The sequence below is a fragment of the Bradyrhizobium sp. Kon58 genome (genome assembly GCF_055807455.1).
In genome coordinates this window covers 1-16,475 of the sequence record NZ_JBVVOT010000004.1, presented here as the reverse complement: position 1 = coordinate 16,475, position 16,475 = coordinate 1, and the positions used below count along the sequence as shown (strand labels likewise).

The window sequence follows — 16,475 nt, the reverse complement described above, 5'->3', positions numbered from 1 at the left end:
CCGGCGCTCTCCTTGCCAGACCTGCGGACCTTACCTTTTCGCGTCCGCATTTCAGAGCCTCCTCGCACCCCCCTCCCAGGTTACCCCACAGGACCACCCCAATGCGGGAAATCAAACTCCAGGACCTCAAGTCGAAGACGCCGGCCGAGCTCGTCTCGTTCGCGGAAGAGAATGGGGTCGAGAATGCCAGCACCATGCGCAAGCAGGAGCTGCTGTTCGCCATCCTCAAGCAGCTTGCGCTCGCCGAGACCGACATCGTCGGCGAAGGCGTCGTCGAGGTTCTCTCCGACGGCTTCGGCTTCCTCCGCTCGCCCGATGCGAATTATCTGCCGGGCCCGGATGACATCTACGTTTCGCCCTCGCAGATCCGCCGTTTTGGCCTGCGCACCGGCGACACTATCGAAGGCCACATCCGCAGCCCGAAAGAGGGCGAGCGCTATTTCGCGCTGCTGAAGGTCAACACGCTCAATTTCGAGGACCCGGAAAAGGCCAAGCACAAGGTCAATTTCGACAACCTCACGCCGCTGTTTCCGAATCAGCGCTTCCGCATGGAAATCGACGATCCGACGCGGAAAGACCTGTCTGCAAGGGTGATCGACATCGTCGCGCCGATCGGCAAGGGCCAGCGCGCGCTGATCGTCGCGCCGCCGCGCACGGGCAAGACCGTGCTGATGCAGAACATCGCGCACTCGATCGCGCATAATCATCCCGAGTGCTATCTGATCGTGCTCCTGATCGACGAACGTCCGGAAGAAGTCACGGACATGCAGCGCTCGGTAAAGGGCGAGGTGGTGTCCTCGACCTTCGACGAACCGGCGGTGCGCCACGTCCAGGTCGCCGAGATGGTGATCGAGAAGGCCAAGCGTCTGGTCGAGCATGGCCGCGACGTCGTAATCCTGCTGGACTCCATCACGCGCCTCGGCCGCGCCTACAACACCGTGGTGCCGTCATCAGGCAAGGTGCTGACCGGCGGTGTCGATGCCAACGCGCTGCAGCGGCCGAAGCGGTTCTTCGGCGCCGCCCGCAACATCGAAGAGGGCGGCTCGCTGACGATCATCGCGACCGCGCTGGTTGATACCGGCAGCCGCATGGACGAAGTCATCTTCGAAGAGTTCAAGGGCACCGGTAACTCGGAGCTGATCCTCGACCGCAAGGTGTCGGACAAGCGGACCTTCCCGGCGATCGACATTTCACGCTCCGGCACCCGCAAGGAGGAGCTGATCACGGATCCGGTGGTCCTGAAGAAGATGTACGTGCTCCGCCGTATCCTGAATCCGATGGGGACGATGGACGGGATCGACTTCCTGCTCGACAAGCTGCGTTCGACCAAGAGCAATTCGGAGTTCTTCGACTCGATGAACACCTGATTGCGGTGCAGCATGATCAAAGGGCGCCTTCGGGCGCCCTTTTTCGTTGTGCGGCTTTGCTGCAGCGAAGGTGCAGCATGGCGGGGTGTTTGCCGCTTGGAGCGGATCTCGCCTAACATATTGATATGATTTTAAAATAGCGAAATCGAGGGACATATCCCATTCCGTTGGAAGTGGTTCTTGCAGCAGACGCTCGCGAACTTATTGCATCGCAACATCGGCTTTGCTGCGGGAATTGGTGCAGCATAATCGCGCGATTTGTCTGCCAAAACGGATATTTGCCTTTTCTCTTTCAGCCGGACAAATAGGCCATGCATCCGCGAGACCAGACCATCTTTGCGCTGTCGTCCGGCCGTCCGCCGAGCGCGCTCGCGGTGGTGCGCGTCTCCGGGCCAAGCGCCAGCCTGGTGCTGACGACGCTGGCGGGCAAGCTGCCGGCGCCGAGACAGGCCAGCCGCCGGCTCCTTCATGACGGCGCGGGCCGGCCGATCGACGATTCGGTGGTGCTGTGGTTTCCAGGGCCCGCCAGCGCGACCGGCGAGGACGTCGCCGAATTTCACGTCCATGGCGGGCGCGCGGTGCTGGCCGCACTCTTTGCCGCAATTTCCGTAATTCCGAAAACGCGCGCCGCCGAGCCCGGCGAATTCACCCGGCGCGCCTTCGAGAACGGCAAGCTCGACCTGACCGAGGCGGAGGGCCTCGACGATCTCATTCATGCGGACACCGACCGCCAGCGCCGCCAGGCGTTACGGCAGTTGCAGGGTCTCCTCGGCAATCGCGCGCGCGACTGGCGCGAGCGCATCATCGACGCCTCGGCCTTGATCGAGGCCGGCATCGATTTCTCCGACGAGGGCGATGTGCCCGCCGAGTTGATGGCGCCTGCGGTCAAGGCGATCGGCGCGCTGCATGCCGAAATTGCAGAAGTCCTTGCGGCACAGGGACAAGCTGAACGTTTGCGCGACGGCCTCGTGGTTGCGATTGCGGGAGAGCCGAATGTCGGCAAGTCGACGCTGATCAACCAGCTCGCGCGCCGCGACGTCGCGATCGTCTCGCCGCATGCCGGCACGACACGTGATGTGATCGAGGTGCAGCTCGATCTCGATGGTTATCCCGTCACGGTGATCGACACCGCCGGCATTCGCGAGACCGACGATCCGGTGGAGCAGGAGGGTGTTCGCCGGGCGCGAGCCCGAGCCGAAGATGCCGACCTCGTGTTGTGGCTGGTGGAGGCTGGGCGCGCTGTCGATCCGGCCGCGATACCGTCGCTGGGGAAGTCCGGCAACGCAGGCAGTTGCTCCGGCGGCTCGGTCTGGATCGTGCGCAACAAGATCGATCTCGGCGGCGTCGGGGACGTCCGACCGAGCGGTGAGTTCGGAATTGCGGCGAGCCGGGGGGACGGCATTCCCGAGCTGGTCGATGCACTGGTGAAATTTGCCGCCGACTTCTTCGGAACGACGGAGGGCGCATTGGTGACCCGGGCCCGCCAGCGGGATCTGCTGCGCCGGGCGTCGGACAGCTTGCGCCGGAGTCTTGAGCTCGTAGAAGAGGGCGAGGAGCTTGCCGCCGAAGAGCTGCGCGCGGCCGCCTATGCCTTGGGCCGGCTGCTGGGTCGCGTGGATGTCGAAGACGTCCTGGGGGCCATTTTCCAGAAATTCTGTGTTGGAAAGTAGCGCTAGTTCTTCATTGTAGAACTAGCCTTTGTTCCACTTCTTGGTGTTTCACGTGAAACAGGGCCAGCTCGGTTCCGAGAGGTTTCACGTGAAACACTCATCGACTAAGTCGCTGGTTTGCGCGCCGGGGGACCGCTGCAAGCGGTAACACCTTAGGAGCGGGTGCGCGGAAAGGTCTTGGATTGCGTCGGCCCGCTCGCAGGGCCTTGGGGTACGGTCCTGCCGTCGTGGTCCGATCGCCGACCCGTCTTGACCTTCGGACTACGCCTTTTCCCCTCGTGACCCGTTTTCCTCTCACAAAAAACGACAACGTTTCCAAGGGCCGCTCTACTGTGCATGGGGTTGTTTTCGCGACAATATCTTGGGTCGGCTTCGTCCGTTTCACGTGAAACGACTTCCTTGACCAGTTTCCACTTCCGGCTTCCCCGTCTCTGAGCTAGAAGTCCGCCCATGCGAACAGAGCGAGAGAGCTTCGACGTCATCGTGATTGGCGGCGGCCATGCCGGCTGTGAGGCCGCTTCTGCCTCTGCCCGGATGGGCGCGGCTACCGCTCTTGTCACGCACCGTTTCTCCACGGTCGGTGCGATGTCCTGCAATCCCGCCATTGGCGGTCTCGGCAAGGGCCATTTGGTTCGCGAGGTCGACGCCCTCGATGGTCTGATGGGCCGGGTCGGCGACGCCGGCGGCATCCAATTTCGCGTCCTCAATCGCCGTAAGGGCCCGGCGGTGCGTGGTCCGCGTGCGCAGGCGGACCGGAAGCTCTATGCCGCCGCGATGCAGGCGGCGATCCGGGAGACCGAGGGCCTTTCCGTCGTCGAAGGCGAGGCGGACGAGCTGATCGTGGTCGAGGGACGGGTGATCGGCCTGCGCCTGGCGGATGGCCGCGAACTTCGGGCAGGGGCTGTCGTCGTCACCACCGGCACCTTCCTCCGCGGTCTGATCCATCTTGGCGAGAAGAACTGGCCGGCCGGCAGGGTCGGCGAGGCGCCTGCGATGGGCCTTTCAGCCTCGTTCGAGCGCGCCGGATTCACCCTTGGACGGCTCAAGACGGGCACTCCGCCGCGGCTGGATGGCTCGACGATCGACTGGTCGGCGGTCGAAATGCAGCCGGGAGACGAGCCTCCGGAGCCGTTTTCCGTGATGACCGAGCGGATCACGACGCCACAGATCCAGTGCGGGATCACCCGGACCAATTCCGCCACCCATGACGTGATCCGGGCCAATGTCCATCGCTCTCCGATGTACTCCGGCCAGATCAAGAGCTCCGGGCCGCGCTATTGTCCCTCGATCGAGGACAAGATCGTTCGCTTCGGCGATCGCGACGGTCACCAGATCTTCCTGGAGCCGGAAGGGCTCGACGACAACACCGTCTATCCCAACGGCATCTCGACCTCGCTGCCGGAGGACGTCCAGCTCGCCATCCTCGCGACCATTCCCGGCCTGGAGCGGGTGAAGATGGTCCGGCCGGGCTATGCCATCGAATACGACCACGTCGATCCGCGTGAGCTTGATCCGACCCTCCAGACCAAGCGCTTGCGCGGCCTATTCCTGGCCGGGCAGATCAATGGCACCACCGGATACGAGGAAGCTGCCGGCCAGGGCATCGTTGCAGGGTTGAACGCAGCATTGGCTGCGAGCGGCGCCGCGCTGACGGTGTTCGACCGGGCCGATGGCTATCTTGGCGTCATGATCGACGACCTCGTCACCCGCGGCATCAGCGAACCCTATCGGATGTTCACCTCAAGGGCCGAATACCGGCTGACCTTGCGGGCTGACAATGCCGACCAACGTCTAACTGAGAAGGGCATCGCGTTGGGATGCGTCGGCAGCGCCCGGAGGGTGCATCATCGCGCCAAGATGGACGCGCTGAATGCGGCTCGAGCGCTCTCGAATTCGCTGACGATCACCCCGAATGAGGCCATCAAGCAGGGTCTCACCCTGAACCGGGACGGCCAGCGGCGGTCGGCCTTCGAGCTGATGGCCTATCCCGACATCGGCTGGAGCCAGGTCCGCGCGATCTGGCCGGAGCTCGCTGCCATTGATCCCATCATTGCCACCCATCTCGAGATCGACGCGAAGTACGATGTCTATCTGGAGCGCCAGAGCGCCGACGTTGAAGCCTTCAGGCGGGACGAGGGGATGGTGTTGTCGGACGTCGATTACCAGCAGGTCCCCGGTCTTTCCAACGAGGTGCGGGCCAAACTGGAGAAGGCGCGGCCGTTCACCGTTGGCCAGGCCGGCCGAATCGACGGCATGACGCCGGCTGCGCTCGGCATCCTTGCGGCTTATCTCCGCCGCGAAGCGCGGAAGACTTCCAAAGCAATCGCATAGGTTTCACGTGAAACAGCGCGGGCCGGGCGGCGGCAGATCGTCATCAGCAAAACCCTCGGCGGGGGAAGACGTCGGTCGTCGCTCCGAACTGGCGCCGACCATACCGAAGATCGACAAGGCCAGCGCCAACGACCGGTCTTTGGACTCAGTCATTGCAGCCGACAAGGTGGCGGCGCTCAAGCTCGCGGCCGTTTCACATGAAACGGAGGCCCGGCTCGATCGCTACATCGCACTGCTGCGGGAGTGGCAGGCCAAGACCAATCTGGTCGCGCCCTCGACGTTGCCGCATCTCTGGACCCGGCACATCGCCGACTCGCTTCAGCTCGTCGCTCTCGCCCCATCGGCCAAACGCTGGGCCGACCTCGGCAGCGGCGGCGGCTTTCCGGGCGTCGTCCTGGCCTGCGCCATGGCGGGGACGGCCGGGGCGAGCGTCCATCTGGTCGAGCGAATCGCCAAGAAGGCAGCCTTCCTGCGCGAAGCCATCCGCATAACTACATCTCCGGGAGTCGTACATCTCGCTGAGATCGGGGATAATGTGGATAGAATCACCGGCCCGGTCGATTGCGTCACCGCGCGTGCACTGGCTCCGCTACATCAACTCATCGGCTTTGCGGAGCCGCTGATGCGCCAGGGCGCAAAAGCGTTGTTTCTCAAAGGTCAAGATGTAGAGTCTGAATTGACCGAAGCTACTAAATATTGGAATATTCAGCCGCAGCTCCACCAAAGCCGTACAGGCGACGGTTGGATCGTCGAGCTGGCTTCCGTCGAACGGCGCGGGTGAGGCGTCAGGGGCCGAGTGGGGAATTTGCGATGAGCGTGATTGACGAACCGCAGCGAGAACAGACCGCCGCCGTCCCGCAGGGCCATCCGCGCATCCTGGCGCTGGCGAATCAGAAGGGCGGTGTGGGAAAAACAACCACGGCGATCAATCTCGGCACGGCGCTCGCTGCGATCGGCGAACGTGTTCTGATCGTCGATCTCGATCCGCAGGGCAACGCCTCGACCGGACTCGGCATCGATCGCCGCAACCGCTCCTGCTCGACCTATGACGTTCTGGTGGGCGAGGCGAGCCTGCGGGAAGCGGTGGTGTCGACGGCAGTGCCGCGACTGCATATCGCGCCCTCGACCATGGATCTCTCCGGCCTCGAGCTCGAGCTCGGCACCACGCCCGGTCGTGCGTACAAGCTGCGTGACGCGATCAGCGCGCTCAACAACAACGTCTCGCCCGACGCCGATTACACTTACGTGCTGATCGACTGTCCGCCCTCGCTCAATCTGATCACCGTGAACGCGATGGCGGCTTCCGACGCAATCCTGGTGCCGCTTCAGTGCGAGTTCTTCGCGCTCGAAGGTCTGTCGCAACTGCTGCAGACGGTGGAGCAGGTGCGCTCGACGCTCAATCCGAACCTGTCGATCCACGGCATCGTGCTGACGATGTTCGACTCGCGCAACAATCTCTCGAACCAGGTCGTTGCCGACGTCCGGCAGTTCATGGGCGAGAAGGTCTACAAGACCATGATCCCGCGCAACGTGCGCATCTCGGAGGCGCCGTCCTACGGCAAGCCGGTGCTGGTCTACGATCTCAAATGCGTCGGCAGCGAAGCTTATCTGCGGCTCGCCACCGAAGTGATCCAGCGCGAGCGCGAGCTGCGGACGACGCATTAGAAAGGTGCTGTAGGGTGGGTTAGCCGAAGGCGTAACCCACCACGTCTACTGCCTCGAACGAAACGATGGTGGGTTACGCCGAGCAGATACGCTTCGCGCATCTGCAGGCTAACCCACCCTACGATTCTACAATTCGATATTCAGTTCTGGAGTGCTGCAGCGTGAATCCAAGGGAGCTGGCAATGGCCGACGAAGCGCGTTCGCGATTGGGCCGGGGTCTTGCGAGTCTGATCGGTGACGTCGGCGGCGAGGCTCAGCACGTCGATCGTCCGCGCGCGCAGCGCAAGGTGCCGATCGAATTCATCAAGCCCAATCCGCGCAACCCGCGCCGTACCTTTTCGGAAAGCGAGCTCAGGGAGCTCAGCGATTCCATCAGGCAGCACGGCGTGATCCAGCCGATCGTGGTCCGCCCGGTAAAGGGTGCGCAGGACCGCTTCGAGATCATCGCCGGCGAGCGGCGCTGGCGCGCGTCGCAAATGGCCGGCCTGCACGAAGTGCCGATCGTCCCCGTCGACATCAGCGACAGCGATGCGCTGGAGTTCGCGATCGTCGAGAACGTGCAGCGCGAAGACCTCAACCCGATGGAAGAGGCGCTCGGCTATCACGCGCTCGCCAATGAGTTCAAACGCAGCCAGGACGACATTGCCAAAGTCGTCGGCAAGAGCCGCAGCCACATCGCCAACATGATGCGGCTGACGAAGCTTCCAGCCGAGGTGCAGGCGTTGATCACGAGCGGCGAGCTGACCGCAGGTCATGCCCGCGCGCTGATCGGCGTGCCTGATCCGGTCGCGGCTGCCAAGCGCATCGTCGAGGAGGGCCTCAACGTCCGCCAGACCGAGGCGCTGGCGCATGAAGAGGGCGTGCCGGAGCGCAAGCCGCAGAAGGCACGCACGGGGGCGAAGGAAAAGGACCCCGACACGGTCGACCTCGAGAAGCGCGTCAGCGACGCGCTCGGGCTCAAGGTCACGGTGAGCCACCGCGACCCCGGCGGCTCCGTGCAGATCAACTACCGCAACCTCGATCAGCTCGACGAGGTGATGCGGCGGCTGGCGAAGGGCGCGCTCTGATTAACGGTGTCGTCCCGGCGAAGGCCGGGACCCATACTGCGTGATCCATCGATTGCGGAAGCCCGCAGTACCGAACCACGAGCCTTCGTCAAAACTTCTCCCTGTGGTTATGGGTCCCAGCCTTCGCCGGGACGACCTTGGGGAGAGCTTGGCGCGCTGCCTCTACACCATCATTGCGAGCGCAGCGAAGCAATCCAGAATCTTTCCGCGGAGAGATTCTGGATTGCTTCGTCGCAAGGGCTCCTCGCAATGACGAGGGGAGAGAGACTCGCTTGCAATGATGTGGACAGAGCGGGAAGCTCAGCCCCGCCGCTTTGCGTTCGCGGCGATCGCCATCAGCGTGCGCTGGGCGATGGCGGCGGCGAGAGTGGATTGCTTGCGGGTGTCGAGCGCGGCGGTCGCGAGCTGCTCGATGATGACGGCGAGCCGCGCCACGCTGAAATTACGCAGTGCAGTTTCGACCGCGGGCTTTCGCGAAAAATGCAGGCGCGGATAACCGCTGTCGAGCACGGCGGAAGCGGGCGTGCCGTCGGCGATCGCGAGCGCCGATTTGTGCAGCCACGCCGCTTGGCGCTGCGCCGCGGAGATGATCACGCCGGGGTAGGTGCCGGCGATCATGGCTTTGGCAAACTCGTTCTCGACGATCTCGGGCCGGCCGGCGAAGGCGCCATCGACGATCGGATCGAGTTTCAGCTCCGACGCATCGGCGACCACGGCCATCACGTCATCCAGCGTGATCTCGCCCTTGCCGTGGGCATAGAGCGTGAGCTTGCGCAGCTCGTTGCGCGAGGCCTGCCGGTCGCCGCCGAGGAACGACATCAGCGCCGCGCGGGCGTCCTGCGCGATGCGCAAATTGGCGATGCGGAGCTCGTCTTCCATCAGCTTGGCGAGGTCGCGCTCGGTATCGGGATAGCAAGCGATCGCGACGGCCGTCTTGGCGCGTTCGCAGGCCTTGCGCAGTGGCGATTCCGGGCGCAGCTCACCGGCCTCGATCACGATGCGGCAATCCCTGAGGCCCATCTCCGCCAGCGTGTCGATAGCACTGGCAAAGCTGCGCGAGCCGGCGCGCACGCGGATGGCGCGGCGGCCGCCGAACAGCGGCACCGTCATGGCCTCGTCGACGAGGCGCGACGGCTCGGCGGAGAGCTCGTCGCCATCGACCTTGACCAGCGAGAACGGATCGTTGGGATCGTCAACAGCCGAGGCGATCAGCGCATCCGCGCGTTCGCGGACCAGTCCGGCGTCAGGACCATAGAGCAGGATGATCGGACGGCCCGCATCGGGGCGGGCGAGATAGGCGTCGATCTCTTTTCCGCGCAGCGCGACCATGGTGCCTGGGATTCGTCAGTCCGGGCGAACCGGGATGACGGGATGAATTAAGTGCCCGCGGTGAAGAACGAGGCGAGGCGAGTCGTGATGTTCTCGGCGATCTCGTTGGCGGCACGATCCTCGGCATCACGTACCGCGCGGTTGCGGCTGAAACGCTGATAGGAGCCGGGCATGTCGTAGGTCACGCGGGAGAAGGTGGTGCCGGTCATCACCGATTTGCCGCTGACGACCTCGATCAGATTGTACTGGGCGTCGAGGCCGTAGTTTTCACTGCTCGGCAGGCCGGTGTTGGGGTCGACGATCAGCGACGACTTGCCGCTCGAGAAGCGGATCTCCAGGCGGTGGGTCGGCGGCATGCCGGTGGCGGTGCCATAGAGCTTGAAGGCGAGAGCGTTGCGGACTTCGACGCCGACGCGGGCTTCGCGCGAGGCATTGGACTTGGCGATCGGGGGTAGATCGACCCCCATCAGCTTCTCGCGCAGGCCGGGCGTGCCGTCGGTGTGCTCGGCATACATCGGGTGGAAGCAGCCGGCCGTCATGGCCGCCAGTGCGGCGACCGCCAGCAAGCGGGCTGCGATGCGGATCCTAGCCGACAACATTCACGATCCTCTTGGGGACGATAATCACCTTGCGGACGGGCTTGCCGTCCAGGGCCAGTTTTACCGCATCGAGGGCCAAAACGGCAGCCTCGATTTCCGGATTCTCGGCCGCTGTTGCAACTGTGACCTCGCCCCGCTTCTTGCCGTTGACCTGAACCACCAGGGTCACACTGTCTTCAACCAGTAAATCGCGTTCGATTTGGGGCCAATTGGCCTCGGAAACCAGCCCGCTGTGGCCGAGAACCTGCCAGCACTCCTCGGCCAGATGCGGCATCATCGGGGAGAACAGCTGGACCAGGATCTGGCTGGCCTCCCGGATCGCCCAGGCCAAATCTGGGGCCGGCTGGCCGGGACGCTGCAAGACCTCCGCGAACGCATTGCTGAATTCGCGGATATGGGCGAGGCAGACGTTGAAGTGCAGCCGCTCGATCCCGGTGGTGACCTTGTCCAGCGCGCCATGGGCGGCCTTGCGCAAGGAGATGGCGTCCGGGCCGAAGCTGGCCGGCCGGGCCGCCGGCGCACTCTTGCCGGGTTCCACGGAATCGTTCACCAGCCGCCACAGCCGCTGCACGAAGCGCGAGGCGCCCTGGACGCGCTCATCGCTCCAGATCACGTCCCGCTCGGGCGGGGAATCCGACAGCATAAACCAACGCGCGACGTCGGCGCCGTAGGTCTCGATGATGTCGTCGGGATCGACTGTGTTCTTCTTCGACTTCGACATCTTCTCGATCGGGCCGATCTGGATGTCTTCGCCTGACGTCAGCAGCGTCGCGCGGCGGCCATTGGCGCCGGTCTCGACCTTCACCTCGACCGGCTGGACGTAGGTGCCGTCGGCCTTCTGGTAGGTCTCGTGCACCACCATGCCCTGCGTGAACATGCCGGCAAACGGCTCGTCCAGTGCGATGTGCCCGGTCGCCTTCATCGCGCGCGTGAAGAAGCGGCTGTAGAGCAGATGCAGGATCGCGTGCTCGACGCCGCCGATATACTGGTCGACCGGCAGCATCCGGTTGGCGACCTCTGGCGTCGTCGGCGCGTTCTCGTTCCAGGGATCGGTGAAGCGCGCAAAGTACCAGGACGAATCCACGAAAGTGTCCATGGTGTCGGTTTCGCGCTGCGCCTTGCCACCGCATTGCGGACAGGTCACTTGCTTCCAGGTCGGGTGATGATCGAGCGCGTTGCCCGGCTTGTCGAAGCTCACATCCTCCGGCAGCACCACGGGGAGGTCGGCATCCGGCACCGGCACCACGTCGCACTTCGGACAGTGGATGACGGGGATCGGACAGCCCCAATAACGCTGGCGTGAAATGCCCCAGTCGCGCAGGCGGAAATTGACCTGACGCTCGCCGACCGGCGCGTTGCCGCGCAGCTCGGTCTCGAGACGCTTCGCCACGTCGTCCTTGGCCTGATCGATGGTCATGCCGTCGAGGAAGCGCGAATTGATCATGCGGCCGTCACCGTCATAGGCGGTATCGGTGATGACAAAGCTCTTGGGATCCTGGCCTTCGGGGCACACCACCGGCGTGTTGCCGAGAGCGTATTTGTTGACGAAATCGAGGTCGCGTTGGTCGTGGGCGGGGCAGCCGAAAATGGCGCCGGTGCCGTATTCCATCAGCACGAAGTTGGCGACATAGACCGGCAGCTTCCAGGAGGGATCAAAGGGATGGACCGCGCGGATGCCGGTGTCAAAACCCTGCTTCTCGGCCGTGTCGATGATCTCCTGCGCCGTGCCCATCCGCTTGATCTCGCCGATGAACGCGGCGAGCGCGGGGTTTTTGGCGGCGGCCGCCTGTGCCAGCGGATGATCGGCCGAGATCGCCATGAATTTCGCGCCGAACAGCGTGTCGGGGCGCGTCGTGAAAATCTTCAGCTCGCTCTCGCCGGCCGGCGTCGTCGCCGCGTCGAGCGCGAAGCGGATCAACAGCCCCTCGGACCGGCCGATCCAGTTGCGCTGCATCAGCCGCACCTTGTCGGGCCAGCGATCCAGCGTATCCAGCGCCGACAGCAGCTCCTGCGAGTACTTCGTGATCTTGAAGACCCACTGGTTCATTTCCCGTTGTTCGACAACGGCACCGGAGCGCCAGCCTTTGCCGTCGATCACCTGCTCGTTGGCGAGCACGGTCATGTCGACGGGGTCCCAGTTCACCTTGCGCTTTTCGCGCTCGGCGAGGCCTTCGCGCAGGAAGTCCAGAAACAGCTTCTGCTGGTGCTTGTAGTAGCTGGGATCGCAGGTCGCGATCTCGCGGCTCCAGTCCAGCGACAGCCCGATCGAGCGGAGCTGCTTCTTCATCGCGGCGATGTTGTCGTAGGTCCAGGCCTTCGGCGCGACCTTGCGCTCGATCGCGGCGTTCTCGGCCGGCAGGCCGAAAGCGTCCCAGCCCATCGGATGCAGCACGTTGAAACCCTTGGCGCGCATGAAGCGGGCCAGTACGTCGCCAAGCGTGTAATTGCGGACATGGCCGATATGGATGCGCCCCGACGGGTAGGGGAACATCTCCAGCACATAGTATTTCGGCCGCGGATCGTCGTTCCTGGAGACGAAGATCGCCTGTTGGTCCCAGGCGGCTTGCCAGCGCGGTTCGGCGTCGCGGGCGTTGTAGCGTTCGGAGGTCATGGAATCGTTGGGTTTTCGTGGATTTGGCCGTCTAAAGACGGCGGACTAGGCCATAGAAGTCCTCAAGGGGTCAATGGGTTGCCGCAATTTGGGAACCTTCGGTGCTGCACCGCATAACTACTGAGGCCGCGTTGGGGCGGGATTAAGGGGGCGATGCGAGTTTGCGACCAACCAGAATTCTCAAGACTTGTGATGGACGCCAGCTTCGACGATCCCGATTACGACTATGCCGCGTCCGTTGCCGAACGGGCGATGCGGAGCATGGCCGAACAGCGGATCCCTGCCACGCCGGCCAATTTCGCCGTCTGGTTCCAGTATTTCGCGGGAAGCCATGACGATCTGCGCAACGCGATCGATCTCCTGATCGATCACAATCGGCCCTTCGACGTCAGGACCAATCAGGATCTCTTCGAGACCTACGTCGCGCCCCAGGTGAGTGCTATCGTCGTCGACACGTCCGAGCGGCTCCATACCCTTATGGGCGCGGCGAAGGATTTTCTTGCGACTGCGATTGCCGACAATCACTCCCAGATGCAGGCGATCAACGAGGTCGCGGACCAGGGCAAGGCCGGTGTCGATCCCAAAGCGCTGGTCGCCCAGCTCATGAACGAGCTGGGACGTGCGGCGACCCGCGCGACGCGGCTCGAGGCAGGCTTTGCGGAAAAGACCCGCGAACTCGACGTGATCCGCGCCTCTCTTTCCAAATCCGAGGAGCGTGCCCGGACCGATACGCTCACAGGCCTCGCCAACCGCCGGGCGCTCGATGAATTCCTGCGCAAGGCGCAGGCGACTGCGGACTGGGGCGAGCCGCTCAGCATGCTGATGCTCGACATCGACCACTTCAAGACCTTCAACGACAGTTTCGGTCATGGTGTCGGCGACCAGGTGCTGCGCCTGATGGCCAAGGTGCTGCGCGAAAAGGTCCGCGAGCAGGACCTGTCGGCCCGCTATGGCGGCGAGGAGCTGATCGCAGTGTTGCCGGATGCCGATCTCGCCGCCTGCGCCGAGATCGCCGAGCGCATCAGGCACGCGATCGCGGAATGCAGGATCACGCGCCGGTCGACCGGCGAGGTCCTGCCTCATATCAGCGTATCGATCGGTGTTGCGCAGTACCGGCCCGGCGAAGCGATCACCGATTTCATCGAGCGCTGCGATCGCGCGCTCTATCTCGCCAAGAACAGCGGCCGCAATCGCGTGGTCACCGAGAGCGAACTCGATCGCACCGGAGCTGCGGGTTAGCCCTCAACCCGCCATCATCATTTCCGCCGCGCCGTTGTCGATCACCGTGATGCCGTGCTCGACGACGTTGTTGCGACCGCGGTGCTTGGCGGCGTAGAGCGCGGCGTCGGCGGCTTCGATCAAATCGCCCGGACGCAAGCTTTCGTTGGGCTTTGTCGCTGCAACGCCGATCGAGACGGTGACGATCATGTGGTCGGAAGTGATGTGCGGCAGGCACAGCTTCAGCACGGCCGCGCGCGCCTGTTCGCCGATTTCGACGGCGCGCGCGACGTCGGTGTTCGGCAGCAACAGGCAGAATTCCTCGCCGCCATAGCGGGCCGCGAAGCCCATCGTGTCGGCGGCGATGCCGGACAGCGACTCGCCGAGCCTGGTCAGGCAGGAATCGCCTTCGAGATGGCCATAGGTGTCGTTGAACAGCTTGAAATGGTCGACGTCGATCATCAGAAGCGCGAGGTCGCTGCCATATTGCTGCGCGCGCATCCATTCGAAATCGAGCCGGCTCTGGAAGCCGCGGCGGTTGGCGAGTCCCGACAACATGTCGATCGAGGCCATCACCGTGAGGCGGTCATTGCTGGCCATCAGCTCGCGTTCGCGCTGGCTGAGCTGCGCGGCCATCGCGTTGAACGCGCGGGCCAGCGGCACGAATTCGGACGGCAGGCGATTGCGCGCGGCACGCGCCGACAGATCGCCCTCGCCCAGACGCTTGGCCATGTCGGCGAGCATCCTGATCGGCTTGATCACCAGTTTCTCGGCTGCGATCAGTGCGCCGAGCAGCACGAATAGCACGACGAAAGCGAGCTGGAGATAGGCGGTGCGGATGTCGCGGCTCACGGCTGCGGACACCTTGTCCTCGTCGATGCTGGCGATCAGGCGGGCATTGGTCCCGGCGATGCGGATAAAGCTGACCGCGCGGCGGGAGCCATCGGCTGCGAGGAAAGAGAGTGAGCCTTCGTCCTGGTCAGACCTCAGCGCCTTGTCGGCGATCGCGGACATCAGCGGCATGTTGTCGAGCGGACGTCCGATCGCGCTGTGCTGGTCGGCCGGTGCGGCCAGCACGGTACCCGCGCTGTCGACCAGCACGGCCGTGATGCCGGCGCGACCACCCAGATTGCTCATGACCTTCGACATCCAGTCGAGGTTGACGGTGGCGAGCACGACGGCATCCGCTACGCCGCTGAAGGCGGACACCGGGTAAACCGCCATGACGGTCGGTGTCGGCACGGGGCGCGACAGGATGAAGTCACTCAGCACGAAGCGGCCGGTTTCCTGCGCCTGCTGGAAGTAAGGCCGGTCGCTGAGGTCGAGGCCGACATACATGTTGTTGGTGGCGCACTGGATGCGTCCGTCCTGGCCGGCGATCAGAAGCGTGCGGATCCAGGGGAGATTCGACGGCAGGCTCGCGCGCAGGACGTCGCAGCTCTTGCTGATGCCGCCGGCGGAGGCGCGGATGAAAGCTTCCGATTTCAGGATGGTCTCGACCGACGAGATCACCTCGCGCTGCGCATCGGCGCTGTGCCTTGCGACGGTGGTGAATTCGGTGGTGGCCTGCGCGATCTGCCGCGTGCGCGTGTCTTCGAGCGAGCGGATGCGCTCGAACATCAAAGGCGTCACCAGAATTACCGCGAGCAACGCAAGCCGCGCCCGGATTCCGAGAACCTGCTTGAGTTTCGCTCGTTTGCGGTTGAAACTGACGTTTGCCATCTTCGCTGCCCACCCCGCGGCTAAGGTAAAGCAAAGGGTTCAAAAACTCTTTCTTGAACTCGGTAAAATTAGAACTAGCTCCGCAACAATCAGCTCCGATGCGACATCATGACCGAAGCCAACGCCGCGCCGCTAACCGGCCATTCACCAAACGCGCTCGCCGCGGTCGAAGCCGAAATCGCGCGCGCCTGCAAGGATGCGCGGCGCGAACGTGCCTCCGTGACGCTGATCGCGGTGTCGAAAACTTTCGCCGCGGATGCAATTACCCCGGTCATCGACGCCGGACAGCGCGTATTCGGCGAGAATCGCGTGCAGGAGGCCAAAGGCAAGTGGCCCGCGTTAACTTCCGTTTACCCCGGTATCGCGCTGCATCTGATCGGGCCGCTGCAATCCAACAAGGCGAAAGAGGCGGTCGCGCTGTTCGATGCCATCCATTCGGTCGACCGCCCGAGCATTTGCCAGGCGTTAGCCAAGGAAATCGAATCCCAGAACAAGCACCCGGAATTGTTCGTCCAGATCAATATCGGTGAGGAGCCGCAGAAGGCCGGCATCGCCCCCGGCGAGGCCGATGCTTTCATCGCGAGCTGCCGCGACACCTATGGACTGACGATCTCCGGGTTGATGTGCATCCCGCCGGTGGACGAGCCGCCGGCGGCGCATTTCGCGCTGACCGCCAAGATCGCCGCGCGCAATGGATTGAAGAAGCTCTCGATGGGCATGAGCGCGGATTATGCGACCGCGATCATGCTCGGCGCCACCCATGTCCGCGTGGGCAGTGCGATCTTCGGGCACCGGTGATCACAGGCGAATTTGTTCTTGGTCGTCCTGGCGAAAGCCAGGAGGTGGATTCACACTCGAAGTGCAACAGTTGAGAGGAGAAGGCCTCTGCCGGGGTT

Annotated in this window: 12 protein-coding genes; 8 read left to right on the top strand and 4 right to left on the bottom strand. The window is 63.8% G+C overall.

Going from position 1 to position 16,475, the window contains the following annotated elements; translation table 11 throughout:
- The first annotated feature begins 101 nt into the window (after window positions 1–101).
- The 6 genes from rho to AC0L20_RS08760 all read left to right on the top strand — a co-directional run bounded on the left by rho (window position 102) and on the right by AC0L20_RS08760 (window position 8,100).
- The gene (rho, locus tag AC0L20_RS08785; protein WP_007598612.1) at window positions 102–1,367 is read left to right on the top strand and encodes a transcription termination factor Rho; all 1,266 of its coding nucleotides are present in this window, start codon (window positions 102–104) and stop codon (window positions 1,365–1,367) included.
- Window positions 1,368–1,678: 311 nt separating this feature from the next.
- Window positions 1,679–3,037, top strand: a complete 1,359-nt coding sequence (mnmE, locus tag AC0L20_RS08780; protein ID WP_473288216.1) for a tRNA uridine-5-carboxymethylaminomethyl(34) synthesis GTPase MnmE — start codon at window positions 1,679–1,681, stop codon at window positions 3,035–3,037.
- A gap of 450 nt (window positions 3,038–3,487) precedes the next feature.
- A complete protein-coding gene (gene mnmG, locus AC0L20_RS08775) occupies window positions 3,488–5,368 on the top strand; it encodes a tRNA uridine-5-carboxymethylaminomethyl(34) synthesis enzyme MnmG (RefSeq protein ID WP_473288215.1) in 1,881 nt (626 codons plus the stop codon).
- A 7-nt stretch (window positions 5,369–5,375) separates the two neighbouring features.
- Entirely contained in the window at window positions 5,376–6,149 is a 774-nt protein-coding gene (gene rsmG, locus AC0L20_RS08770; RefSeq protein ID WP_473288214.1) for a 16S rRNA (guanine(527)-N(7))-methyltransferase RsmG, read from the top strand.
- Window positions 6,150–6,178: 29 nt separating this feature from the next.
- Window positions 6,179–7,033, top strand: a complete 855-nt coding sequence (locus AC0L20_RS08765; RefSeq protein WP_473288213.1) for a ParA family protein — start codon at window positions 6,179–6,181, stop codon at window positions 7,031–7,033.
- A 182-nt stretch (window positions 7,034–7,215) separates the two neighbouring features.
- Window positions 7,216–8,100 carry a ParB/RepB/Spo0J family partition protein gene (locus AC0L20_RS08760; RefSeq protein ID WP_473288212.1) on the top strand — a complete coding sequence of 295 codons (885 nt, stop codon included), beginning with the start codon at window positions 7,216–7,218 and terminating at the stop codon, window positions 8,098–8,100.
- A gap of 300 nt (window positions 8,101–8,400) precedes the next feature.
- On the opposite strand, the gene holA is transcribed toward AC0L20_RS08760, so the two are convergent.
- The 3 genes from holA to leuS are packed head-to-tail and all read right to left on the bottom strand — an operon-like array spanning window position 8,401 to window position 12,639.
- Entirely contained in the window at window positions 8,401–9,429 is a 1,029-nt protein-coding gene (gene holA / locus AC0L20_RS08755; RefSeq protein WP_473288211.1) for a DNA polymerase III subunit delta, read from the bottom strand.
- 47 nt (window positions 9,430–9,476) lie between these two features.
- The gene (lptE, locus tag AC0L20_RS08750) at window positions 9,477–10,028 is read right to left on the bottom strand and encodes an LPS assembly lipoprotein LptE (RefSeq protein WP_456766914.1); all 552 of its coding nucleotides are present in this window, start codon (window positions 10,026–10,028) and stop codon (window positions 9,477–9,479) included.
- The gene (gene leuS / locus AC0L20_RS08745; RefSeq protein ID WP_473288210.1) at window positions 10,015–12,639 is read right to left on the bottom strand and encodes a leucine--tRNA ligase; all 2,625 of its coding nucleotides are present in this window, start codon (window positions 12,637–12,639) and stop codon (window positions 10,015–10,017) included. The genes lptE and leuS overlap by 14 nt, the downstream gene beginning before the upstream one ends.
- A gap of 192 nt (window positions 12,640–12,831) precedes the next feature.
- On the opposite strand from leuS, the gene AC0L20_RS08740 reads away from it, so the two are divergent.
- Window positions 12,832–13,878 (top strand): GGDEF domain-containing protein, encoded by a 1,047-nt coding sequence (locus AC0L20_RS08740; protein ID WP_473288209.1) that lies wholly within the window; start codon window positions 12,832–12,834, stop codon window positions 13,876–13,878.
- Window positions 13,879–13,881: 3 nt separating this feature from the next.
- Here the strand turns inward: AC0L20_RS08740 and AC0L20_RS08735 are convergent, their stop codons facing one another.
- Window positions 13,882–15,579: a diguanylate cyclase domain-containing protein gene (locus AC0L20_RS08735; protein WP_027566259.1), complete on the bottom strand. Its 1,698-nt coding sequence runs from the start codon at window positions 15,577–15,579 to the stop codon at window positions 13,882–13,884.
- Window positions 15,580–15,687: 108 nt separating this feature from the next.
- Here AC0L20_RS08735 and AC0L20_RS08730 point away from each other — a divergent pair, with 108 nt between their 5' ends.
- Window positions 15,688–16,377, top strand: coding sequence for a YggS family pyridoxal phosphate-dependent enzyme (locus tag AC0L20_RS08730; RefSeq protein WP_473288208.1), 690 nt, complete (start codon window positions 15,688–15,690; stop codon window positions 16,375–16,377).
- The last annotated feature ends 98 nt before the right edge of the window (window positions 16,378–16,475 follow it).

What these genes read in the sequence shown, in the direction of transcription:
- rho (WP_007598612.1), top strand. Translation starts at nt 102, where the DNA reads ATGCGGGAAATCAAACTCCAGGACCTCAAGTCGAAGACGCCGGCCGAG.
- mnmE (WP_473288216.1), top strand. Translation starts at nt 1,679, where the DNA reads ATGCATCCGCGAGACCAGACCATCTTTGCGCTGTCGTCCGGCCGTCCG.
- mnmG (WP_473288215.1), top strand. Translation starts at nt 3,488, where the DNA reads ATGCGAACAGAGCGAGAGAGCTTCGACGTCATCGTGATTGGCGGCGGC.
- AC0L20_RS08765 (WP_473288213.1), top strand. Translation starts at nt 6,179, where the DNA reads ATGAGCGTGATTGACGAACCGCAGCGAGAACAGACCGCCGCCGTCCCG.
- AC0L20_RS08760 (WP_473288212.1), top strand. Translation starts at nt 7,216, where the DNA reads ATGGCCGACGAAGCGCGTTCGCGATTGGGCCGGGGTCTTGCGAGTCTG.
- holA (WP_473288211.1), bottom strand. Translation starts at nt 9,429, where the DNA reads ATGGTCGCGCTGCGCGGAAAAGAGATCGACGCCTATCTCGCCCGCCCC.
- lptE (WP_456766914.1), bottom strand. Translation starts at nt 10,028, where the DNA reads ATGTTGTCGGCTAGGATCCGCATCGCAGCCCGCTTGCTGGCGGTCGCC.
- leuS (WP_473288210.1), bottom strand. Translation starts at nt 12,639, where the DNA reads ATGACCTCCGAACGCTACAACGCCCGCGACGCCGAACCGCGCTGGCAA.
- AC0L20_RS08740 (WP_473288209.1), top strand. Translation starts at nt 12,832, where the DNA reads ATGGACGCCAGCTTCGACGATCCCGATTACGACTATGCCGCGTCCGTT.
- AC0L20_RS08735 (WP_027566259.1), bottom strand. Translation starts at nt 15,579, where the DNA reads ATGGCAAACGTCAGTTTCAACCGCAAACGAGCGAAACTCAAGCAGGTT.
- AC0L20_RS08730 (WP_473288208.1), top strand. Translation starts at nt 15,688, where the DNA reads ATGACCGAAGCCAACGCCGCGCCGCTAACCGGCCATTCACCAAACGCG.